Genomic DNA, 19,147 nt, shown 5'->3' with positions numbered 1-19,147 from the left:
ATAAATGTAGTAACTTACGTTATTACCTAAGATTAATTATTAAATTTGATAAAAAATTATAGTAAAGTATGGAAAATCAACAAAAAAATTCAAGTCTTAAAGCGATTATCGCAGTGTTGGCTGTCTTATTAGTAGGAGCCTTAGTGTATATTTTTAAAATGACTTCAGATACAGAAGTTGTAAAAACAGAATTAACTACAACCTTATCTGAGAAAGATGCTGTAATGAAAGATTTACAGGAATTAAAAGCAACTTACGATGCTGCAATTGCCGAAAATACATCAATGTCGGACGAATTAATTCAAGAGCGCGATAAAGTTGTAGGTTTAATGGATGAATTGAACAAATCTAAAGGAGACGTTTCTAAATACCGTTCTCAAGTTAGATCAATGCAATCTAAAATGAACACTTTAATTGCCGAAAACGATGAGTTGAAAAAACAAAATGGCGTGTTAACTACACAACGTGATAGTACTATTACGGTTTTAGGAGAGTCTAAAAAATACAACGAAGTATTAGTTGGACAAAACGAAGAATTAACAAAAACAGTAGAGAAAGCGTCGAAATTAACTATTTTGAATACAAAAACGGCTGCTTACAAATTGAAAAATTCAGGTAAACAAGTAGAAACCGATAAAGCGAGTAGAGCCGATGTTTTAAAAGTAAGCTTTACAGTGGCCGAAAATCAAGTGGCTAAATCGGGTGACAAAACCTATTATGTACAAGTTATTGACAGTAAAAACAATGTGTTAGGAGACAAAAAAACAGTTTCTTTTGGAGAGACCAACTTAACGTACAGTTTTCCAACTACAGTAAAATATGAAAACAAAACGGTAAATGTATCTGAAGATTTACCTGGAAAAGATTTTGCTAAAGGAACTTATTTTATTAACATTTTTGACAACGATCAATTGGTTTCTAAAACTAGTTTTTCTTTGAGATAAGTTACAAAACTAATTTTTATAAAAGGCTTGATCTACTTCTGGATCAAGCCTTTTTGCTTTAAATAACGTATTAAGTTTGGTTTTAAAAATTAAATTTGAAAATTTATGAATGAAGAAGTCACAAGCTATATCGCAAAATTTCCTTCTGAAGTGGAGTTTATTTTAGAAAACATCCGGGCGATTATTTTAAAAATTGTTCCAAAGGTTACCGAGTCCATTTCATACGGAATGCCTGCCTATAAATACAAAACCAAACCATTGGTCTATTTTGCAGCGTATAAAAATCACATCGGATTTTATGCTACGCCTTCCGGACACGAGCAGTTTAAAGAAGCTCTTTCGGTTTACAAACAAGGAAAAGGATCTGTTCAATTTCCTTTAAATCAAAAAATCCCGTATGATTTAATAGAAGCAATAGTAAAATATAGAGCAGCTGAGAATGAAACGAAAAATTAGATTTTGTTTGAATCAGAATTTTAAATAATGCCCATTTTTTGCATCAAAAAAGTGGCGCTTTTATTTTGACAAATTCCATCTCGCAAACAATAATCAAAATGAAGTTCATTGGCTATAATTTGTGCTTCAAAACATTGGTTTTTTAGTTTTTCAGGAAAAGCATTGGTAGTCAAACAAACCTCTACATCATGAGTAGCAATAGCCCCTATTGCATTTTTTGAAATAATTTTTTTGATTACTTCAATAGTTCCGTTTCGTTTGTCATCTGAGTTGGTGCCGCGTAATATTTCATCCAAAAGTACAAAAGCCGGTTGTTGGTTTAAGGCTTCCATAATTTGGTGCAGTCGTTTAATTTCGGCAAAAAAATACGATTCGCTATCCGAAAGTGAATCGGATAAACGCATTGAAACTAAAATAGGTAAGGGGTGTAATTGGGCTTTAGTAGCACAAACGGGTGCACCAATGCAACCTAAAACCATGTTGATGCCTAAACTTCTTAAAAAAGTACTTTTACCCGACATGTTGGAACCGGTTAAAATAATAAACGATTCCGGTTGAAAGCGAACATCATTACCAATTCGAGTTTGCGGATTTAGAAGTGGGTGGCTCAAATTATCAAACGAAATATTGAAATTAGAATTCAATTCTGGAAAAACAAAATCGGGATTGTTATAGGAATAATTAGCTAAACTATTTAGCATTTCAAATTCGCCAATAATATTCAACCAGTCTTCTAATGCGGTAGCATGTTTGGCTTTCCATTGCCATAGCGCTTTTAAAATATGTGCATTGTACAAAAAAGTACCGTTAAAAAGCGAAGCAGTTATTAAGTTGGCAATAGAGTCCATTTTAGAAAAAAGCTCCGATAATTGCTTTAAATGCGTGCTGGCTTTGGTATTTTCAAAATACAATTGTTTTTGAAGTGTTTGTAATTTGGCTGATGCAAACGTTTGATTTTCTATAGCTTGAACCAGTAAACTATATTGATTAATGATTCGGTCTATTTCGTAAGTGGGAGCGATTTCAGCTTTTATTTTTTTTATAAAATAGCCTAAAAACATCAAATTGGCTATAAATACATAGGTTACTAATTTGATTAATAATGTGTTGGAAGTTAAAAAATACCCGATTACAATTCCCAAAAATAGAATCGGACCCGCATACAAATAAAACTGAGCAAATTTTGAAAATTGTTGTGGTGGAGTCGAATTCCATTTAAGTAAATTTTCATACGCCATTTTAGAATCTTTTCCTATTTGGGCAAGTGCTAAAAAATGCTGACGAAATTCCAATTTCTCTTTTAATTCTTTTATACTATTTTGATTAGCAATAATTTCTTTTTCGGTCAAGGGATTTAATAGCAAATTGGCTAAGGTTTTTTTTCCGATAAAAGTAGCGGTGCGGTTAAGATGCTGAAAAAGCGAATGTTCTCCAAAAATATCCAAATCATAGCTGTAAGGATGTTGTGGTTCATGGAATTCGTTTCCGTTTTCAAAAGGATTTTTTTCTCGTTTTAAAAAACCAATTTCAGCGTTATTAATTTGGAGTAAAGCGGTATATAGTTGTTTTTGAAAGGAGAGTTTCGAATGTATTTTCATCAAAAAAACAAATGCAACTAAACTTATAAAACAGAGATATAAGTAAAAATCTTCTTGTTTATTAAAATAATAGTAAACTGAAAAAAGTACCAAAAAAACACTCAAAAGGCGCAATAAACTTACTAAATTGAATTTTTTCTGATTGTCTTGTAATTGTTTTTGATAAAGAGAAATATTGTCGGAATAGGCATTCATAAAAATTCGAGTTTAGCTATTTCCTACAAATATAAATGTATTCTCGGTTCTTTTGAAACCCCTTTTTTTATGAAAATTTATAATTATGTCTTTTTTGGGAATAATTGCTTGCCAAATTTGATAACCGACTTAATTAAAAGTAAAAAAACATTGTGATTTCTAGCGGTATATTTTTGAATATAAATTACGAAAAATGATCTATTTATTTTATTATGTAATGCTTTTGAAATCTACTTCCCGATACAAAAGTTAGCAAAGATATTCCCCAGTAATTCGTCGTTTGAGACCTGACCTGTGATAAGCCCGAATTGATACAAAGCTTCTTTAATATCCAGTGCCAATAGGTCACTAGAAAGATTTGTTTCAAGTCCGTGTTTTACTTTTTGGATTTCATCTAATGCTTTTAAAAGCGAATCGTAGTGGCGGGTATTGGTTACAATGGTTTCATTATTGCGTAGAGCACCTGTATTTACGAAAGATAATAATTGATTTTTGAGTTCTTCTACGCCTTGTTTTTCTTTGGCAGAAATGTAAATGGTTGATAGTTTACGGTTGACAGTTGACAGTTCGTCTTGGTAAGCAACTAATTTGTTTTGTATAAGTGATAGGGTTTCATCAGAAATCATATCTTTTTTGTTGATAATAACGACTAGGGCTTTTTGTGGATATTGATTTTGTGTTTTATTAATTTCAAGTAATAAATTATCAAGTTTTCCATCAACTGACAACTGGCAACCGTCAACCAAATACAAAACCATTTGGGCCTGGTCTATTTTTTCGAAGGTTTTTTGAATACCGATGCTTTCTACCACATCTTTAGTTTCACGTATTCCGGCAGTATCAATAAATCGAAAACCGATGCCGCCAATTACTAATTCGTCTTCTATGGTGTCGCGAGTCGTTCCCGCAATATCCGATACTATAGCTCGTTCTTCGTTTAAAAGTGCGTTCAAAAGAGTTGATTTTCCAACATTTGGTTCGCCAACAATAGCCACAGGAATTCCATTTTTGATCACATTTCCAACAGCAAACGAATCAATCAGTCTTTTTAAAACAAATTCAATTCGGTTGACTAATTCATGAAACTGAATTCGGTCGGCAAATTCAACATCTTCTTCTGCAAAATCTAATTCGAGTTCGATTAAAGAAGCAAAATTCAGAAGTTCCTCACGAAGTTTGGCAATTTCATTAGAAAAACCACCACGCATTTGTTGCATCGCAATTTGGTGGGAGGCTTCGTTATCCGAATTAATCAAATCTGCAACGGCTTCGGCTTGTGATAAATCTAATTTTCCGTTTAAAAAAGCGCGTAGTGTAAATTCGCCAGCATCGGCCATACGACACCCATTTCGTAATAACAATTGAATAATTTGTTGCTGAATATATGTTGAACCGTGACATGAAATTTCAATAGTATCCTCTCCGGTATACGAATTTGGGCCTTTAAAAAGGGAAACCAAAACTTCATCTAAAGCCTTTTCATTGTCAACAATATGACCCAAATGCAAGGTGTGGGTTTTTTGCTTCGTTAAATCTTTGTTTTTAATGGATTTAAAAACCGAATTTCCAATTTGGATGGCTTCGGAACCCGAAATACGAATAATAGCAATAGCTCCCGCTCCTGACGGAGTAGCTAAGGCTACGATAGAATCTTGATTTATCATGTGACAAAGTTACAAAATTTTGATTCGAATTTAGAAGCTGAATTTTGACCTAATAGTAGGTAAAACATTTTATTTTAAGAGTGAAATTTAAAATTAAAACAAGCTATTTATTTCGTTAAAAATCTGATAATTATCATTTAAAAACCTACAAAAATTGTGTACATTTGAGAGTAACCAAAATATAATTGTCATGAAAAAGATATTATTTCCAACCGATTTTTCCGAAACTTCACAGAATGCTTTTGTGCATGCCTTGGAGTTCGCCAATTTTATAAATGCCGAATTGCTTTTGTTGCATTCGTTTGAATTACCTGTTTTTGATAGTCAATTTTTTCCAGAAAATTATGCTACCATTTACGATTCGATTGAACTGGCACAATTTGAAATGTTCAAAGACGAAGTGCCTAAATTGCGTTCTATAGCACAAGAGCGAAAATTAGAAAACATTCGCATTCAACACCGATTGATGGATGGTGATTTGATCTTTAATCTCAAAAGAGCCATAGATGAAGAAAAAGCCGATTTTATTGTAATGGGAACTTCTGGATTATCCGATTGGAGTACGTTTTTCTTAGGATCTAATACCGAAGCCATAATTTCTAGCGTTCATATTCCAGTTTTATGCATTCCTTCTGAAGTGCCTTATAAAAAAGTCAAAAATATAGGTTTCACTACGCGCTATCGTGAAAAAGACAAAGCCGAGTTAAAAAAAACAATCGCGATTGCCAAAAAAATGAATGCTCAAGTAAAATGTTTGTATGTTAAATCGCAAAATTCGGACGTAAGTGAGGCCACTATTAAAGAATGGGAAACTGAATTTATGGGCGAACCAGTTGTTTTTTCGGTTCTTCCGAGTGATGATATTAAAGAAACCGTTTTGGATTTTATATTATTTAAAGAAATTGATGTTTTGGCTGTCATTGCTTATAAACGCACATTTTTTGAAGCAATTTTAAATCCGAGTTTCTCAAAAAAAATTGTCAAAGAAGTGCAAATTCCAGTTTTAATTATGCACGAACATTAATAAGAGTCAAAATTTTGATCGATTTTGAAAAAATGGGGGAGTACTTTAAAACAAAAAAACCTGCAAATCCTTGAATTTGCAGGTCTTCAGACATTTTTTGTGGCTTTTTAAAAAGAATGAAAACTTTAAGTTTTCCGCCTTTTAGGTCTTTCAGTGGGGAGAGCAGGATTCGAACTTTATGTGTTGAGATCCTGTCTTTGCTACGTTTTTATAAATGTCTTGAACCTAAAGCACCGATTCTGCACCCAAATTCAATTTTACTATTTCAATATTAGATCATGCACAAAAATTACATGCTAACGGATTGACAATCAGAAGTATTATTCTTTTTTTTGTATCACAAATATATCAAAAATATTAAATATCTAGGTTTAAAAGATTAAAGCATTATTATAGAGTAGTAAAAAAGGTATCAACGCCACACAAATAAATTCTTTTTTGCCGATAAATGAACTGTATATGATTCAACTTAATTAAGTTGTATTTGGTTTTAAAAATTATTAGGGCATACTTACGTAGCTATTAGTGATAAAAAGTTATTTCTTCTAAAGAATAAACAACTTTAACAGTCTTTAGTTTTTGTAGCAAAAAATATATTTACTCCAAATAGGTGAACTAAAAAAAATATTAGTAAAGATGGATAAAAATAAGTATTGCTATGAAACTGCTGAATTTTTTGTTTTTGATTTCGATCAAAAATTGTGATTTTTTAATTTATAGCTGGTATTTCTTCCAGCTCCCTCTTGTATTAAAATGTCCTTTTCAATTAGATCTTTGATATCTCTTAAAGCAGTGTCTGTTGACGTTTTTGTCATTTTTGCCCACTTAGATACATTTAGATTTCCAAAGAATGAATCTAAAAGTGACTGCAGCATTTTTTGCTGACGGACGTTAAAAGTTTTATCTTTATGAGATTCCCAGAACTGTCCTCGTTCTAGTATTTTCTCAATAGTAATATCTGTGCTTTCCATTGAACGAAATAAGCAGTTTAAAAACCAATCCAGCCAGGGTGTAATATCCAGATCACCTTTTTGTGTTGATTCAAGAATGTTATAATATTCGTTTCTTTCTTTTTGAATTTGTGCAGACATTGAATAAAACCGCTGTTTGCTTTGATCTGCTCGGGCCAGAAGCATATCGGCGACTGCTCTGGCTATTCTTCCGTTTCCATCATCAAAAGGATGTATTGTAACAAACCATAAATGGCCAATTGCAGCTTTTAGAACTGGATCAATTTCAGTTGTACTATTTAACCATTTTAAAAAGCCCTGCATTTCTTGATCTACTACGTCAGGTAATGGCGCTTCGAAATGGACTATCTCTCTTCCCATAGGACCTGAAGTAACCTGCATAAGATCTTTACGCCAATCCCCAACGATGATTTTATACATACCACTCCTTCCTGTTGGAAAAAGTGAAGCGTGCCATCCAAATATTCTATCTTCTGTTAAATCGTTTGAATAGTTTTGAGTTGCATCAAGCATCATCTCAACAACACCTTCAACATCTCGTTCAGCCTTGATGGTACCAGCGATATCAATTCCTAATCTTCTAGCAATTGATGAACGTACTTGATCATGATTTAACAATTTGCCTTCTATTTCGCTTGACTTTATAACATCCAAAGTTAGTGTTTGCAGCATAGTCTCTTCCTGAAGTTTAAAACCAAGTGCTTTCATCTGTCCAAGGATTTTTCCTTGGCGGTATCTGACTTTTCCTAGTATGACTGTAATTTCTTCTGAATTCCATTTAAAAACTGGCCATTCTTTCTTTTGATGTATGTACATATTCACCGCAATTTTGCGGTAAATTTATTGTTTATTTGCCGCATTTACAAAATGTGCGGTGATTATTAAAAATTTAAACCGCATTTTTGCGGTGATTGTATTTTTAACCACCGCAGTGTATCTACTTTACAACACAAATCTAAATATGAAATTCTACTTTATAGTGAATGTTAAATCGCACTACAGATATATTGTAATTGATGGAACTCCCTTGGAAAAGATGCTTATAGCCTTTTTAGAATACCACGTTCTAATTCTGTTTCTTTTAATTTTTTTTTTAAGCTCATGGATTTTTTCTTGTTCAGGGCTAAGTTTTAATTTTCCTTTCTCTGGAAAACTTCCTGTTCCAAATTCTTGGCAATCCTGACGCCATTTGTAAAGCAAAGGTGCTGTTATTCCAAGTTCCTTGGCTAATTGTGAGATATTATCTCTTTCATAACTTAATTGGACAGCTTTCTCTTTGAAATTGCGGTCATAAGTTTTACGATTTTCTTTCATGTACTAAAGTTAAGATTTAGTTCTTAACTAAAACTCCATGCTAAGTTAGCGCATTCAGGTGGTCAATATATGCGTTTTTTGCAAACAAATTAAAGTTCTTGTATTGTAGCAGCAAAAAACAATAAGCGCACAAATTCAATATTTTTTGAAAGAGAAGATGTTAAAAAACATTTAAGCTTTCAATATTATGCCAAAATTTAATAATCATCTAAGTAATTGAATTTTTTCGTGATGATATTATTATTTATTAGTGTTTAAATCAGGATATTTGTTCGAATAATATTCTTTTTTACTTCGAAACTTATTAAATCATTAAAAGTTTTTTTTTTTATACGTGATAGTTTCTAATTATTACACTATACAACACTATACATAAGATACATAAAATTTCACAATAAAATTCAGTCAAGGAAAAGTAGCTTGACAATCAAAGATAAACGCATCTATAGTTTTTTGCATCTATTTTACCTATGTACTTCGATAGGATCCAATAATACTATTGTAAGCAATAAAATAAATGTATGAATCGACAATGTTGACTAGAATTATAAAATAGTTAGATAATCATTATTAGAAAAACAAAGGGAAAAATTATTTCCTACTTATTAAATCAGATAGAAAAGATGTCTGCAAAATTATGAATATTGAAATTTTAAGAATACTACAAAACACCCTTCATTATAGCCTGCATTTTTTGGCACCAGGACTATTTGCATTTGTTTTTTTTAGATCAAATTGGAAACGAGCATGGATTATTATGGTTGCAACTATGGTTATTGACGTTGATCATCTTTTAGCTACACCAATTTTTGATCCATCTAGATGTAGTGTTGGATTTCATCCATTACATTCTTATTATGCAATAGTTATTTATTTATTTTTACTGATTTTCAAACAAAGTAGAATTGTAGCAGTAGGACTATTGTTTCATATTATAACAGATTATCAAGATTGTTACTGGTCAAGTTTTGTAACAATTCATGGGCGATAAAATTGCCTTCGTCTTATGGCTTAATTAAAATATTTTTATAATTTATACATAACTAACTATGACAAAAAGTATTGAAAAAATTAAATGCTTAATTATAGGTTCAGGTCCTGCAGGTTACACTGCTGCAATTTATGCAGCTAGAGCTAATATGAATCCCGTATTATATCAAGGAATGCAGCCAGGTGGTCAGTTAACTACAACCAATGAAGTTGAAAATTTCCCAGGTTATGTTGATGGTGTTACGGGACCAGAAATGATGATTCAGTTACAGGCGCAAGCACAACGTTTTGGTGCAGATATTCGTGATGGATGGGCTACAAAAGTTGATTTTTCGGGAGATATTCATAAAGTATGGATTAATGATAGTATTGAATTACACTGTGAAACAGTAATTATTTCTACTGGAGCTTCAGCTAAATATTTAGGACTGCCATCTGAACAACATTATTTACAAATGGGTGGAGGTGTTTCAGCATGTGCAGTTTGTGAAGGCTTCTTTTACAGAAATCAAGAGGTTGTAATTGTTGGAGCTGGCGATTCTGCTTGTGAAGAAGCGCACTATTTATCTAAATTATGTAAAAAAGTGACCATGTTAGTTAGGAGTGAAAAATTCAGAGCTTCTAAAATTATGGAAGAACGCGTTCGCAAAACGGAAAACATCGAAATTTTATTAAACCACGATACAGTTGAAGTTTTAGGAGACCAACAAGTTGTTGAAGCGATTAAAGTTTTGAATAAATCAAACGGTGAAACGTATGATATTCCTGCTACAGGTTTTTTCGTAGCTATTGGTCACAAACCAAACACAGATATTTTTAAAGATTATATTACACTTGACGAAACGGGTTACATTATAAATACGCCTGGAACATCTAAAACAAATGTTGCTGGTGTTTTTGTTGCTGGAGATGCTGCGGATCACGTTTACCGTCAGGCAATTACTGCTGCGGGAACAGGTTGTATGGCAGCTTTAGATGCAGAACGTTATTTAGCGGCTAAAGTTTAGTTGTTGACTTAATTTATATTATTATTAAGGTTATTTGGACATTTTCATAGAATAGCTTATAAAAGGCTCCTTTTAGAAAGGGGCTTTTTTCTTTATGAAAATTTTAGAGTTAAGAGTCGACTATGGGATTTAATTTTTTGAGTTCTATTTGTTTAATCGTAGTTCCAAGCAAATAAATTTATTTTCGTAAGGTAATTCAAGTACATAAAAGCGCTAGTAAAAGTTTGCTAGTTGAAGTATTAAAATTATAATATATTGCTTTAGTAGGTTTAATATTGCTATACTATTATATGCAATTATCTTAAAAGTTAGAAGTGTAGTTTATGTGGACTATGTAAAAATATATATGTAAAATTTATGAAATGAAATAAATAGTGTAAGTTGATTTAAATTTACTATGTGATTCTTAAAAAGGATATATTTTATTTGTAATAAATAGAAAAAGTATTCAAATTATTAACTTTTGGTTAAATTGCAAAACATTTGTTAGACAATATGAATATTACTGAGGAAGAATTAATACAAAGGATTAAAGCGGGAAATAAAGAAGCGCTTACTATACTTTATGATAGATTTTGCAGGAAACTTTTGGTGTTTTCATACAATCTTCTAAAAGATAGGGAATTGTGTGAAGAAATTGTTCAGGATGTTTTTATTGATTTCTGGAGAAGACGATCTGAACTTCAAATCAAAGTATCACTACAGAGTTACCTGTACGCAAGTGTACGATATAAGATTTTTGCAGAATTTAGAAGAGAAAAAGCGATTCGTGTGGAGCTGTATGATGATATCAATGGCAGAATGCAATACTCTACTCCTGAAACAAGAATGATTCATGAGGAACTTGAAGAGCAGGTAAAGTTGATTATTGAAAGACTACCAGATAAATGCAAACTAGTTTACACTATGAGTAGAAATGAAGGGCTTTCTCATAAAGAGATTGCAGAACTTCTTGCTATATCAACTAGAACAGTTGAAACTCACATTTCAAATGCACTTAAAGTTTTAAGGGATTCTTTGGGGCACGCTTTAACAATTGAATTTATACTTTATCTACTACATTAATTCCTCTAGATTAGAATATTATAGTTATGTACTGATAATTATGTTGATTTATCAATACAGTATTAACTAATCATTAATAAATTATCAAATCGATAAAAATTTTTTTTTATTTACGTGATACCTCCTTTTACCTACACTATATAATTATACAGACAATGAGAAATCAAAATTTAATGGATTCTAATTATAACAGACAGGACTTTCAAAAACTTATTGATAATTATCTTGATGGTAAAATATCCTTGAGCGAGTTGAAAATGCTTATAAATTACACTGAGAGTTTTCAGCTGGATTCTGACTTAGAGGAATTAAATCCTGAGAATGGTTATAGAGATAGAATGTTGGAAAATATTCTTGATGCTATTAAAGAAGAGCAACCTAAGGAATCAAAAGTTATAAGGTTAATTAAAAGTAGCTTATTTAAATATGGAGTTGCGGCAGCCATTTTGCTTTTTGTTTTTTTTAATGCGTTTTATAACGGCGGTGGTTTACCTGTTGATGAAGTACCAAATGAAGTTGTTGTAAATAATGATATTAGAATAGGAAGTGATAAAGCGACTCTTACCACAGAAACGGGTGAAACTATCGTTCTTGAAAAAGGAAAATCATATAATGGTAAAAATACAGTAAGTAATGGTGAAGAATTGGTTTATGTAAAAACAAATAGTGCAAATGATAAAGTTTCGTACAACTATCTTACTATTCCTAGAGGGGGTGAATTTTTTGTAAAATTATCAGATGGAACACAGATTTGGTTAAACTCTGAATCTAAATTAAAATACCCTGTTTCTTTTGTGGAAGGAGAAACTAGAAAAGTTGAATTGGTGTATGGTGAGGCTTATTTTTCAGTATCACCAAGTACAGTCCATAAAGGTGCCAAATTTCAAGTTCTTACAGGTATACAGGATATAGAAGTGATTGGTACACAGTTTAATGTAAAAGCATACCGTGATGAAGATATCATTTATACCACTTTGGTTGAAGGAAAAGTGGCTGTTGAGATCGGAAATAAAAAAGAATTCCTTAAACCTACTGAACAACTTGCATTAAATAAATTAAATAAAAGGACAGAAATTTCAGAAGTGGATTTATATTCAGAAACTGCTTGGAAAAAAGGATTGTTTGCTTTTAAAAGTAAAAAATTAAAAGAAATAATGCAGGTTCTCGCAAGATGGTATGATGTAGAGATAGAATTTGAAGATAAAAGTGTAGAGGATATTGAATTTAAGGGAGTTATAAATAAAAATCAAGATATTGAAGAAATACTAACCTTAATAAAGAAAACTAAATTTATAAATGCCTATGAGATAAAAAAAGACAGAATAATTATTAAAAAATGAAATTAAAGGGAACAAAGTTTAGACCGACCAAAGTATAAGACTTTATCCCCTTCATAATGACTAATCAATGCTATAATCAATTAGAAAAACCAAATTTATGGAAAATAAACTAACCAGAGTTTTTTTTAATCACAGAAATGAATTTTTAAAAATAAAGAGCAAGCGGTCTCTTGTATTTTTAATTTGTATTGCCTTTTTTGGGTTAATGTCTAATAATGCTGTAGCACAGACTGCTAAAGTAAAAATAGACCAGAATAAGAGTATGAGTGTAGATGACGTATTTAATCTTATTATGAGTCAGACCAATTATACTTTTATTTATCAAGTACAGCAATTTAAAAATTTCCCAAAAGTTGATCTTGTTAAAGGAAGTATACCAACTAATGAATTATTAGATAAAGCTCTTTCATCTGGAAGTTTTAACTATTCATTTAATAATAATACTATTGTTATAAATGAACTTCCTAAACTTAAAGCGAAAAGTGAAATATTAATTTCGGGTAAAGTTAATGATATATCAGGAATGGGAATACCTGGAATTACGGTATATGTTTCTACTACTGGAAATGTTAAGGATGATGCAATCAGTAAAGATTTTTTGATAAGAGGTACTGTTACGGACTACGATGGTTCATTTTCTTTAAAGGCCGAGACGGGAAATTATATTTATGCCGCAGGAATGGGATTTGAAGTTTATACAGAACGTATAACGGGAGCCCAAAAGGTTTTTAATATAATACTTAATGAAAAAGCAAGTGAGCTAGATCAGGTGGTAGTTGTAGGATATGGAACAACTAAAAAAAAGGATTTAACTGGTGCGATTGGTTCGGTTAAAGCGGAAGAGATTGTGCAAGTTAAGACACAGACAATTGATCAAGCTTTGGGGGGCAGGCTTAGTGGGGTATCTGTTTCTCCTCTTAGTGGAAAACCTGGTTCCGGAGCTGCAGTAAATATTAGAGGACTAACTTCTTTACGTGGCGATAACCAACCTTTATATGTAGTGGATGGTGTTCCTATTACCATAAATCCTAGTTTTCAAGAGAATGGATTAGGTAGCTCTGTCACTGGTCAGCGTGAAAATCCCTTAATGGCTATAAATCCTAATGATGTAGAAAGGATAGATATTTTGAAAGATGCTTCTGCTGCTGCAATTTATGGGTCACGAGCAGCTAATGGAGTAATTATTGTAACTACTAAACATGGAAAAAGAAACCAAAAGCCTCAGTTTAATTTTTCTATTAATTCGACATTTCAAAATCCAACCAGTACATTTGATTTTTTAAGTGTAGATCAGTATAAAACTTTTCAAACTGAGCAGGCTCAAAAAAGGATCGATCAAGGAGTTGGTACACCTGACGATGCTGCAATACTTGCGGGTACTTTTTTCGGTTCTGAAAATACTGATTGGCAGAAGAAAATTACGAACCAAAGTGCTTTGTGGAATGACTACCGTTTCAATGTGTCGGGTGGTAGTGAAAACGTTAATTACCTGGTTGCAGCCACTGTTACTGATCAGGAAGGTATGATGATTGGGACTAAGTTCAAAAGATACAATTTTGCAAGTAATCTTGATGCCACAATCACAGAACACTTAAAAATAGGAACTTCTATAAATTATAATTATTCTATCAATAAAACCTCTAATGTAAATGGTTTACTATTAGGGAATTTCAGACCAGATTTAGGGGTATATGATGAAAATGGCGAATATACGTCTACTCCTACTTTTTATGGGCCAAATCCTACGGTTAGAAATCCTGTTGGAGGCGAGGGGCAGGCTAAAAACAATACTACTGCACAAAATGTATTCGGGTCTGTTTATGGTGAAATTAATATTGTTAAAGGTTTAAGTTTTAAATCTTTATTAAGTGTTGCGGCAAATATTGACGAGACCAATAATTTTGCGCCATCTTTTTCACAATTAGCGAGTACAGATCCAATTACTGGTTCTGCTGAAGCCACTTTGCGTGTACAGCATAATAAAGGATTCAGCACCTCTTTCAATAATACATTGACCTACACTAATAAATTTGAAAGTGGGCATAGTATTAATGCGGTTGCAGGTATTTCTTGGGATCAATCTAGAATAGATTTAGCGGTGCAAAATTATGCAGGTTTTCCAGATGATTATATCTTAACAAATATAGGTTCTTCCAGTCGTGCTACAACCTATCAAAGTGATGCCTTAGAAAACGGATTAAATTCAATTTTTGGAAGAGTCAATTACATTTATAAAGATCGTTATTTGGCGACATTTACAGCAAGAAGAGACGGTTCTACTAAATTTGGACCAAATAATCAATATGGTTTTTTTCCCTCTGGAGCTTTAGCTTGGAATGTTCATAACGAAGAGTTTTTCAAAAGTAATGTAATTAATCAATTGAAATTAAGAGCTTCTATAGGTAAAACTGGATCAGATAATTTATCTTCTTTTTCTTATTTGGCGTACATGAATTCATTAGCTGGAGGAGAGTCTATCTATGCAAATATTAACGGTATTGTTGTGAATTCAATACCTAATAATGATATTAGATGGGAAGAAACTAATCAAATCGATTTTGGATTAGAGTTTGGTCTATTTAATAACCGTTTAAACGGTGAGATTGGTTATTTTGAGAAAAAAACAAATGGTATAATTCTATACACACCAGTACCATCAGAAACCGGTACGAGTTCTTACAACTCTAACATTGCAGATGTAAGTAATAAAGGATGGGAGATAACTGTAGGTGGGGATATTATTCGTAACAAGGATTTTACTTGGAATTCATCATTTAATATTTCGTTTATTAAAAATAATGTAGACTCTCTAAATGGAGGGAATGTGTTTAGTTTTGGTTCGTCTTCTTCAATTGTTGAGGGGCAGCCAATTGGAGTTATTACAGGATATGAAGTTCAGAGTATTGCTCAAAATCAAGCTGAGATTGATGCTTTGGACGCGGCATCACCAACAGGTATTTATTATGGTAATTTATCACAACCAGGAGATTATATTTACAAAGATATTAATGGAGACGGTCGTATTAATACTGATGATTTAAAACCGATAGGAAATCTAAATCCTAATTACTTTGGGGGTTGGAATAATACTATGACCTATAAAAACTTCAACTTTTCTTTTAATTTTCAATACTCACAGGGTAATCAAAGAGAAGTTACATTGGGGAATTTTATGAGTGACGCTCAAAATCCTCAAGTGAATACAACAACTATTGTATATGATACTTGGACACCAGAGAATCCAAATGCAACTTATGCTCGTATTGGTGCTGCAAATGAAGGGTATGCTATTTCTAAATATGTTGGAGATGCCTCTTATATTCGATTACGTTCTACTTCGTTAGCATATAATTTTCCAAAACAGTGGTTAAATAAAACGGAGATTGCTAATATGAGGTTATCATTGTCAGCAAATAATTTATTTACGATTACTAATTATATTGGTGTAGATCCTGAATCTGTATATCAACCAAGAGGAGGTGCGACAACAGATCTAAACAGAGATGAATCGTATTCGTATCCTTTGGCAAAAACTTTTACAATTGGTTTAGACGTGACATTTTAATTAAAAAAATAAAAGATGAAACTATCAAATAATATATATATAACGGCATGTCTTTTTTTAGTGTTTTTTACTTCTTGTGATTTAACAAAAGACTTAGATGAATATGAACCGCTATATTCTTTGCCAGCAGAAACTGCAATTTCCAATGAAAATTCTGCAGAATTAGCACTTACAGGCGTTTATTCAATTTTGCAGCAAAAAGGAGGAAGTAACCCCTTTAGTTCTATAGTGGGAAGTACCTTAAGCGGTGTTGATACGGGAGGTTATCCTGCGTTTCTAAACGCTGAGGACAGGGGACTTCTAGGAAATACACCTTTAACAGTAGGGAATAAGGTTCAGTCAATTTATTCAGGTGAATACACTATGATTAATAGAGCCAACTGGGTAATAAGTGGTGTGGAAAAATTACAAGAAGATGTTTTTATTAACAAAAATAGAAAATCTGAAATTGTAGGTGAAGCTAAAATTATGAGAGCTTTAGGTCATTTTAATTTACTTGTGAAATTTGGACAGTTTTATGATGTTAATTCAGAGTATGGTGTGAATGTCCGTTTAGAACCTGCAAGAGATGCTACAACAATACCAAGGATTTCAGTAGGGGAAACTTATGATGCGATTTTGAAAGATTTGGAGGATGGTATTGCAACTGCACCCGCTTTACGTAAGAAATATTATGCTAATAAAACTTTTGCAAAAGGATTGAAGGCTAAGGTGTTACTATATATGGGGCGCTATGCAGAAGCCGCAACAGTGGCAAAGGATGTTATTGATAATTCGGGACCTGATTTTGCATTAGTTTCTAATTTTGAACAACTTTTTGATCATACTACTATTGGTACTTTAGACAATTCTGAGGGGCTTTTAGCAGTCTATGCTGATGGAGATGAAACTTTAGGTAATGGTAATTTCTGGGCCGTTTTCAATGCCGTTTCGGAATGGTACTATAATTTAGGTGAAACGGGTACTGTATCAATAGGAGGAAAGGTTATCAAATACGATGAAACTAGAATTCCATTCATGAAAACGGGTTCTTATGCTATTCCGGACTTTGGTTACAATGGAAATATGAAATTTGCACAACGTTTTGGTCCACAGTCACAATTTGAAACATTATATATTCTGCGTATGGCAGAAATATATTTGATTTATGCAGAAGCTGCAGCTAGAAGCACTAAAAGCGTGTCTTCAGATGCTCTTGCTGCTTTGAATCAAATTAGAATTAGAGCAGGAGCTACTTCTGCTGAGGAAGGTTTTGTAATCTATCCTGCATCAATTACATATACGCAATTTTTAGAAGCTGTACGAATGGAGAAGCTTATGGAGCTTGGCTCAGAAACAGGAGAAGACTGGTACGACCTTATTCGTTACGATTATGCTGATGGATTTGGAACAGGGTTTCAAGTTTCTGATGTGAAATCTACCGCTACTAATTCTGATTTTTTCATCTTGCCTATTCCTGATGTATCTATTAAAGCAGGAAATAATATTGTTAAGCAAAACCCTGGTTACTAGTAATTAAATAGAGGCCTTTGACAAATCATCAAAGGCCTTATTATCCACTTTTTAAAGAAAATCAACAAATAGTTTATTTGTAGGAGAGGTGTGACTATATCTTATATCTATGGAACATTTATTCCAGCTATAAGAGGGCTTCGCTTATCAAAAAATAGAATTATAAGTAATAAAGTAAAATGAATATGGCCTAGGCATAATTCAATTATATAGTGAATAGAGAATAGTAATTAAAAGAATTTTAAGATGAAAATAAGCTGCTACTACATTGCTTTAATAAGTGTGTTACTTTTAGGATGTAAAGAAGAAAAAAAAGAGGTTTATTCTTTTAAGGGTGAGATCGAAGGCGCCGCTGAAGGTACGAAAGTTTTTCTGAAAATTGTAAATGATGATTTAATGACAACAGTTTTTAATGCTGGAAATGTTGCAGACAGTACCGTAATTAAAGATGGGAAATTTGAATTTTCAGGAAAAATGCCTGAGGCAAAATTGTTTCTTTTAGTAATCAATAGTAAAACTGAGCCTGAAGAGCCAGGAATGCCTGTTTACCAGCCGTCTGTTCCTGTTTTTTTAGAGAATTCAGAGATTGATTTAAAAGCAGTTTTGGATAGTATTCCATTGGCGAATCGTCTTTTTTCTGAAGGTAGATATTCCTTTAAGAACGTTGCAATTACAGGTTCAAAAAGTCAAGATGTTTACTTAAGTTATCTTGACGGTTTACAGTTATTTGGAGAAAAAGCTTCTGCACTTTTTGATGATGAATACCTACCTTATTTAAATCCTGAAAAAGCATCAAAAAAAGGTCCAATTTCTACAGGAGTTGCTATTGTAACTAAAATTGAAGAAAATCAGGAAAAAAGACATAATTACGTTTTAAAATTTATTAACGAGAATATAAATAATCCTGTAGGGCTTACTATTGCCAAAAATGAGCTTACTAAATTGTCACTTGAAGAATTGAAAAAATTAGAGTCGGTTATACCTGTTGAGCAAAAAAATACTGATGTAGGTAAAAATCTTATCTCAAGAATCTCTGAAGTTAAAACTGTAGCTCCAGGTGCCTCTTATATGGATCTTTCTTTTAATGATTCAACTGGTAAGTCAGTAAAACTTTCTGATTATGCAGGAAAAGGTAACTACCTTTTATTGGAGTTTTGGGCTTCATGGTGCCATCCTTGTCGAGCGGATATTCCACATTTAAAAGAAGTATACGAACGCTATCATCCAAAAGGTTTTGAAGTAATCAGTGTTTCAATGGATCAGGATAAGCAAGCATGGTTAGATGCAGTGAATGAAGAAAATATGCCTTGGATACAGGTTTCTGACTTACAAGCATTTGATGGAGAACTGGCTAAAAAATACCAGCTTCGTGCCATTCCTACTTGTATACTGTTAGATCCAAAGGGAAAAATAGTAACGACAAACATGAGAGGATCTTTCATGGATAAAAACTTAATTGAATTATATGGAAATCAGTTTGGAAAAACTTATTAATACCAAGA

General features: G+C 32.4%; 14 protein-coding genes. 10 read left to right on the top strand and 4 right to left on the bottom strand.

From position 1 onward, the window contains the following. Window positions 1-68: 68 nt before the first annotated feature. Together I5M07_RS02590 and I5M07_RS02585 are read left to right on the top strand one after the other, a co-directional pair. The gene (locus I5M07_RS02590; protein ID WP_200104626.1) at window positions 69-944 is read left to right on the top strand and encodes a hypothetical protein; all 876 of its coding nucleotides are present in this window, start codon (window positions 69-71) and stop codon (window positions 942-944) included. Between the two features lie 105 nt (window positions 945-1,049). After that, complete coding sequence (locus I5M07_RS02585; RefSeq protein WP_200104625.1) at window positions 1,050-1,400, top strand: iron chaperone; 351 nt, start codon at window positions 1,050-1,052, stop codon at window positions 1,398-1,400. A 20-nt stretch (window positions 1,401-1,420) separates the two neighbouring features. On the opposite strand, the gene I5M07_RS02580 is transcribed toward I5M07_RS02585, so the two are convergent. Both I5M07_RS02580 and mnmE read right to left on the bottom strand, forming a co-directional pair. Continuing rightward, the gene (locus tag I5M07_RS02580) at window positions 1,421-2,998 is read right to left on the bottom strand and encodes a MutS-related protein (protein WP_317191306.1); all 1,578 of its coding nucleotides are present in this window, start codon (window positions 2,996-2,998) and stop codon (window positions 1,421-1,423) included. Between the two features lie 425 nt (window positions 2,999-3,423). Then, the gene (gene mnmE, locus I5M07_RS02575; RefSeq protein ID WP_200104623.1) at window positions 3,424-4,857 is read right to left on the bottom strand and encodes a tRNA uridine-5-carboxymethylaminomethyl(34) synthesis GTPase MnmE; all 1,434 of its coding nucleotides are present in this window, start codon (window positions 4,855-4,857) and stop codon (window positions 3,424-3,426) included. A 190-nt stretch (window positions 4,858-5,047) separates the two neighbouring features. Here mnmE and I5M07_RS02570 point away from each other — a divergent pair, with 190 nt between their 5' ends. Further along, window positions 5,048-5,881, top strand: a complete 834-nt coding sequence (locus I5M07_RS02570; protein ID WP_200104622.1) for a universal stress protein — start codon at window positions 5,048-5,050, stop codon at window positions 5,879-5,881. A gap of 692 nt (window positions 5,882-6,573) precedes the next feature. Here I5M07_RS02570 and I5M07_RS02565 read toward each other — a convergent pair. Then, complete coding sequence (locus I5M07_RS02565; RefSeq protein WP_200104621.1) at window positions 6,574-7,668, bottom strand: Fic family protein; 1,095 nt, start codon at window positions 7,666-7,668, stop codon at window positions 6,574-6,576. A gap of 180 nt (window positions 7,669-7,848) precedes the next feature. Continuing rightward, a complete protein-coding gene (locus I5M07_RS02560) occupies window positions 7,849-8,166 on the bottom strand; it encodes a transposase (protein WP_200104620.1) in 318 nt (105 codons plus the stop codon). A gap of 637 nt (window positions 8,167-8,803) precedes the next feature. On the opposite strand from I5M07_RS02560, the gene I5M07_RS02555 reads away from it, so the two are divergent. The 7 genes from I5M07_RS02555 (at window position 8,804) to I5M07_RS02525 (ending at window position 19,139) form a co-directional block, all read left to right on the top strand. After that, window positions 8,804-9,157 (top strand): DUF6122 family protein, encoded by a 354-nt coding sequence (locus I5M07_RS02555; protein ID WP_233621917.1) that lies wholly within the window; start codon window positions 8,804-8,806, stop codon window positions 9,155-9,157. A 58-nt stretch (window positions 9,158-9,215) separates the two neighbouring features. Further along, complete coding sequence (gene trxB, locus I5M07_RS02550) at window positions 9,216-10,163, top strand: thioredoxin-disulfide reductase (RefSeq protein WP_200104619.1); 948 nt, start codon at window positions 9,216-9,218, stop codon at window positions 10,161-10,163. A gap of 495 nt (window positions 10,164-10,658) precedes the next feature. Next, window positions 10,659-11,228, top strand: coding sequence for an RNA polymerase sigma-70 factor (locus I5M07_RS02545; RefSeq protein ID WP_200104618.1), 570 nt, complete (start codon window positions 10,659-10,661; stop codon window positions 11,226-11,228). 155 nt (window positions 11,229-11,383) lie between these two features. Then, window positions 11,384-12,568 (top strand): FecR family protein, encoded by a 1,185-nt coding sequence (locus I5M07_RS02540; protein ID WP_200104617.1) that lies wholly within the window; start codon window positions 11,384-11,386, stop codon window positions 12,566-12,568. A 97-nt stretch (window positions 12,569-12,665) separates the two neighbouring features. Next, window positions 12,666-16,133 (top strand): SusC/RagA family TonB-linked outer membrane protein, encoded by a 3,468-nt coding sequence (locus tag I5M07_RS02535; RefSeq protein ID WP_200104616.1) that lies wholly within the window; start codon window positions 12,666-12,668, stop codon window positions 16,131-16,133. A gap of 15 nt (window positions 16,134-16,148) precedes the next feature. Then, window positions 16,149-17,645 (top strand): RagB/SusD family nutrient uptake outer membrane protein, encoded by a 1,497-nt coding sequence (locus tag I5M07_RS02530; protein ID WP_200104615.1) that lies wholly within the window; start codon window positions 16,149-16,151, stop codon window positions 17,643-17,645. A 246-nt stretch (window positions 17,646-17,891) separates the two neighbouring features. Beyond that, a complete protein-coding gene (locus I5M07_RS02525) occupies window positions 17,892-19,139 on the top strand; it encodes a TlpA disulfide reductase family protein (protein WP_200104614.1) in 1,248 nt (415 codons plus the stop codon). Window positions 19,140-19,147: the final 8 nt, after the last annotated feature.

Source organism: Flavobacterium agrisoli (genome assembly GCF_016522065.1).
Classification (GTDB): Bacteria; Bacteroidota; Bacteroidia; order Flavobacteriales; family Flavobacteriaceae; genus Flavobacterium; species Flavobacterium agrisoli.
Note: the sequence above shows the minus strand (reverse complement) of the source record. Positions and strands in the feature narration are given on the sequence as shown.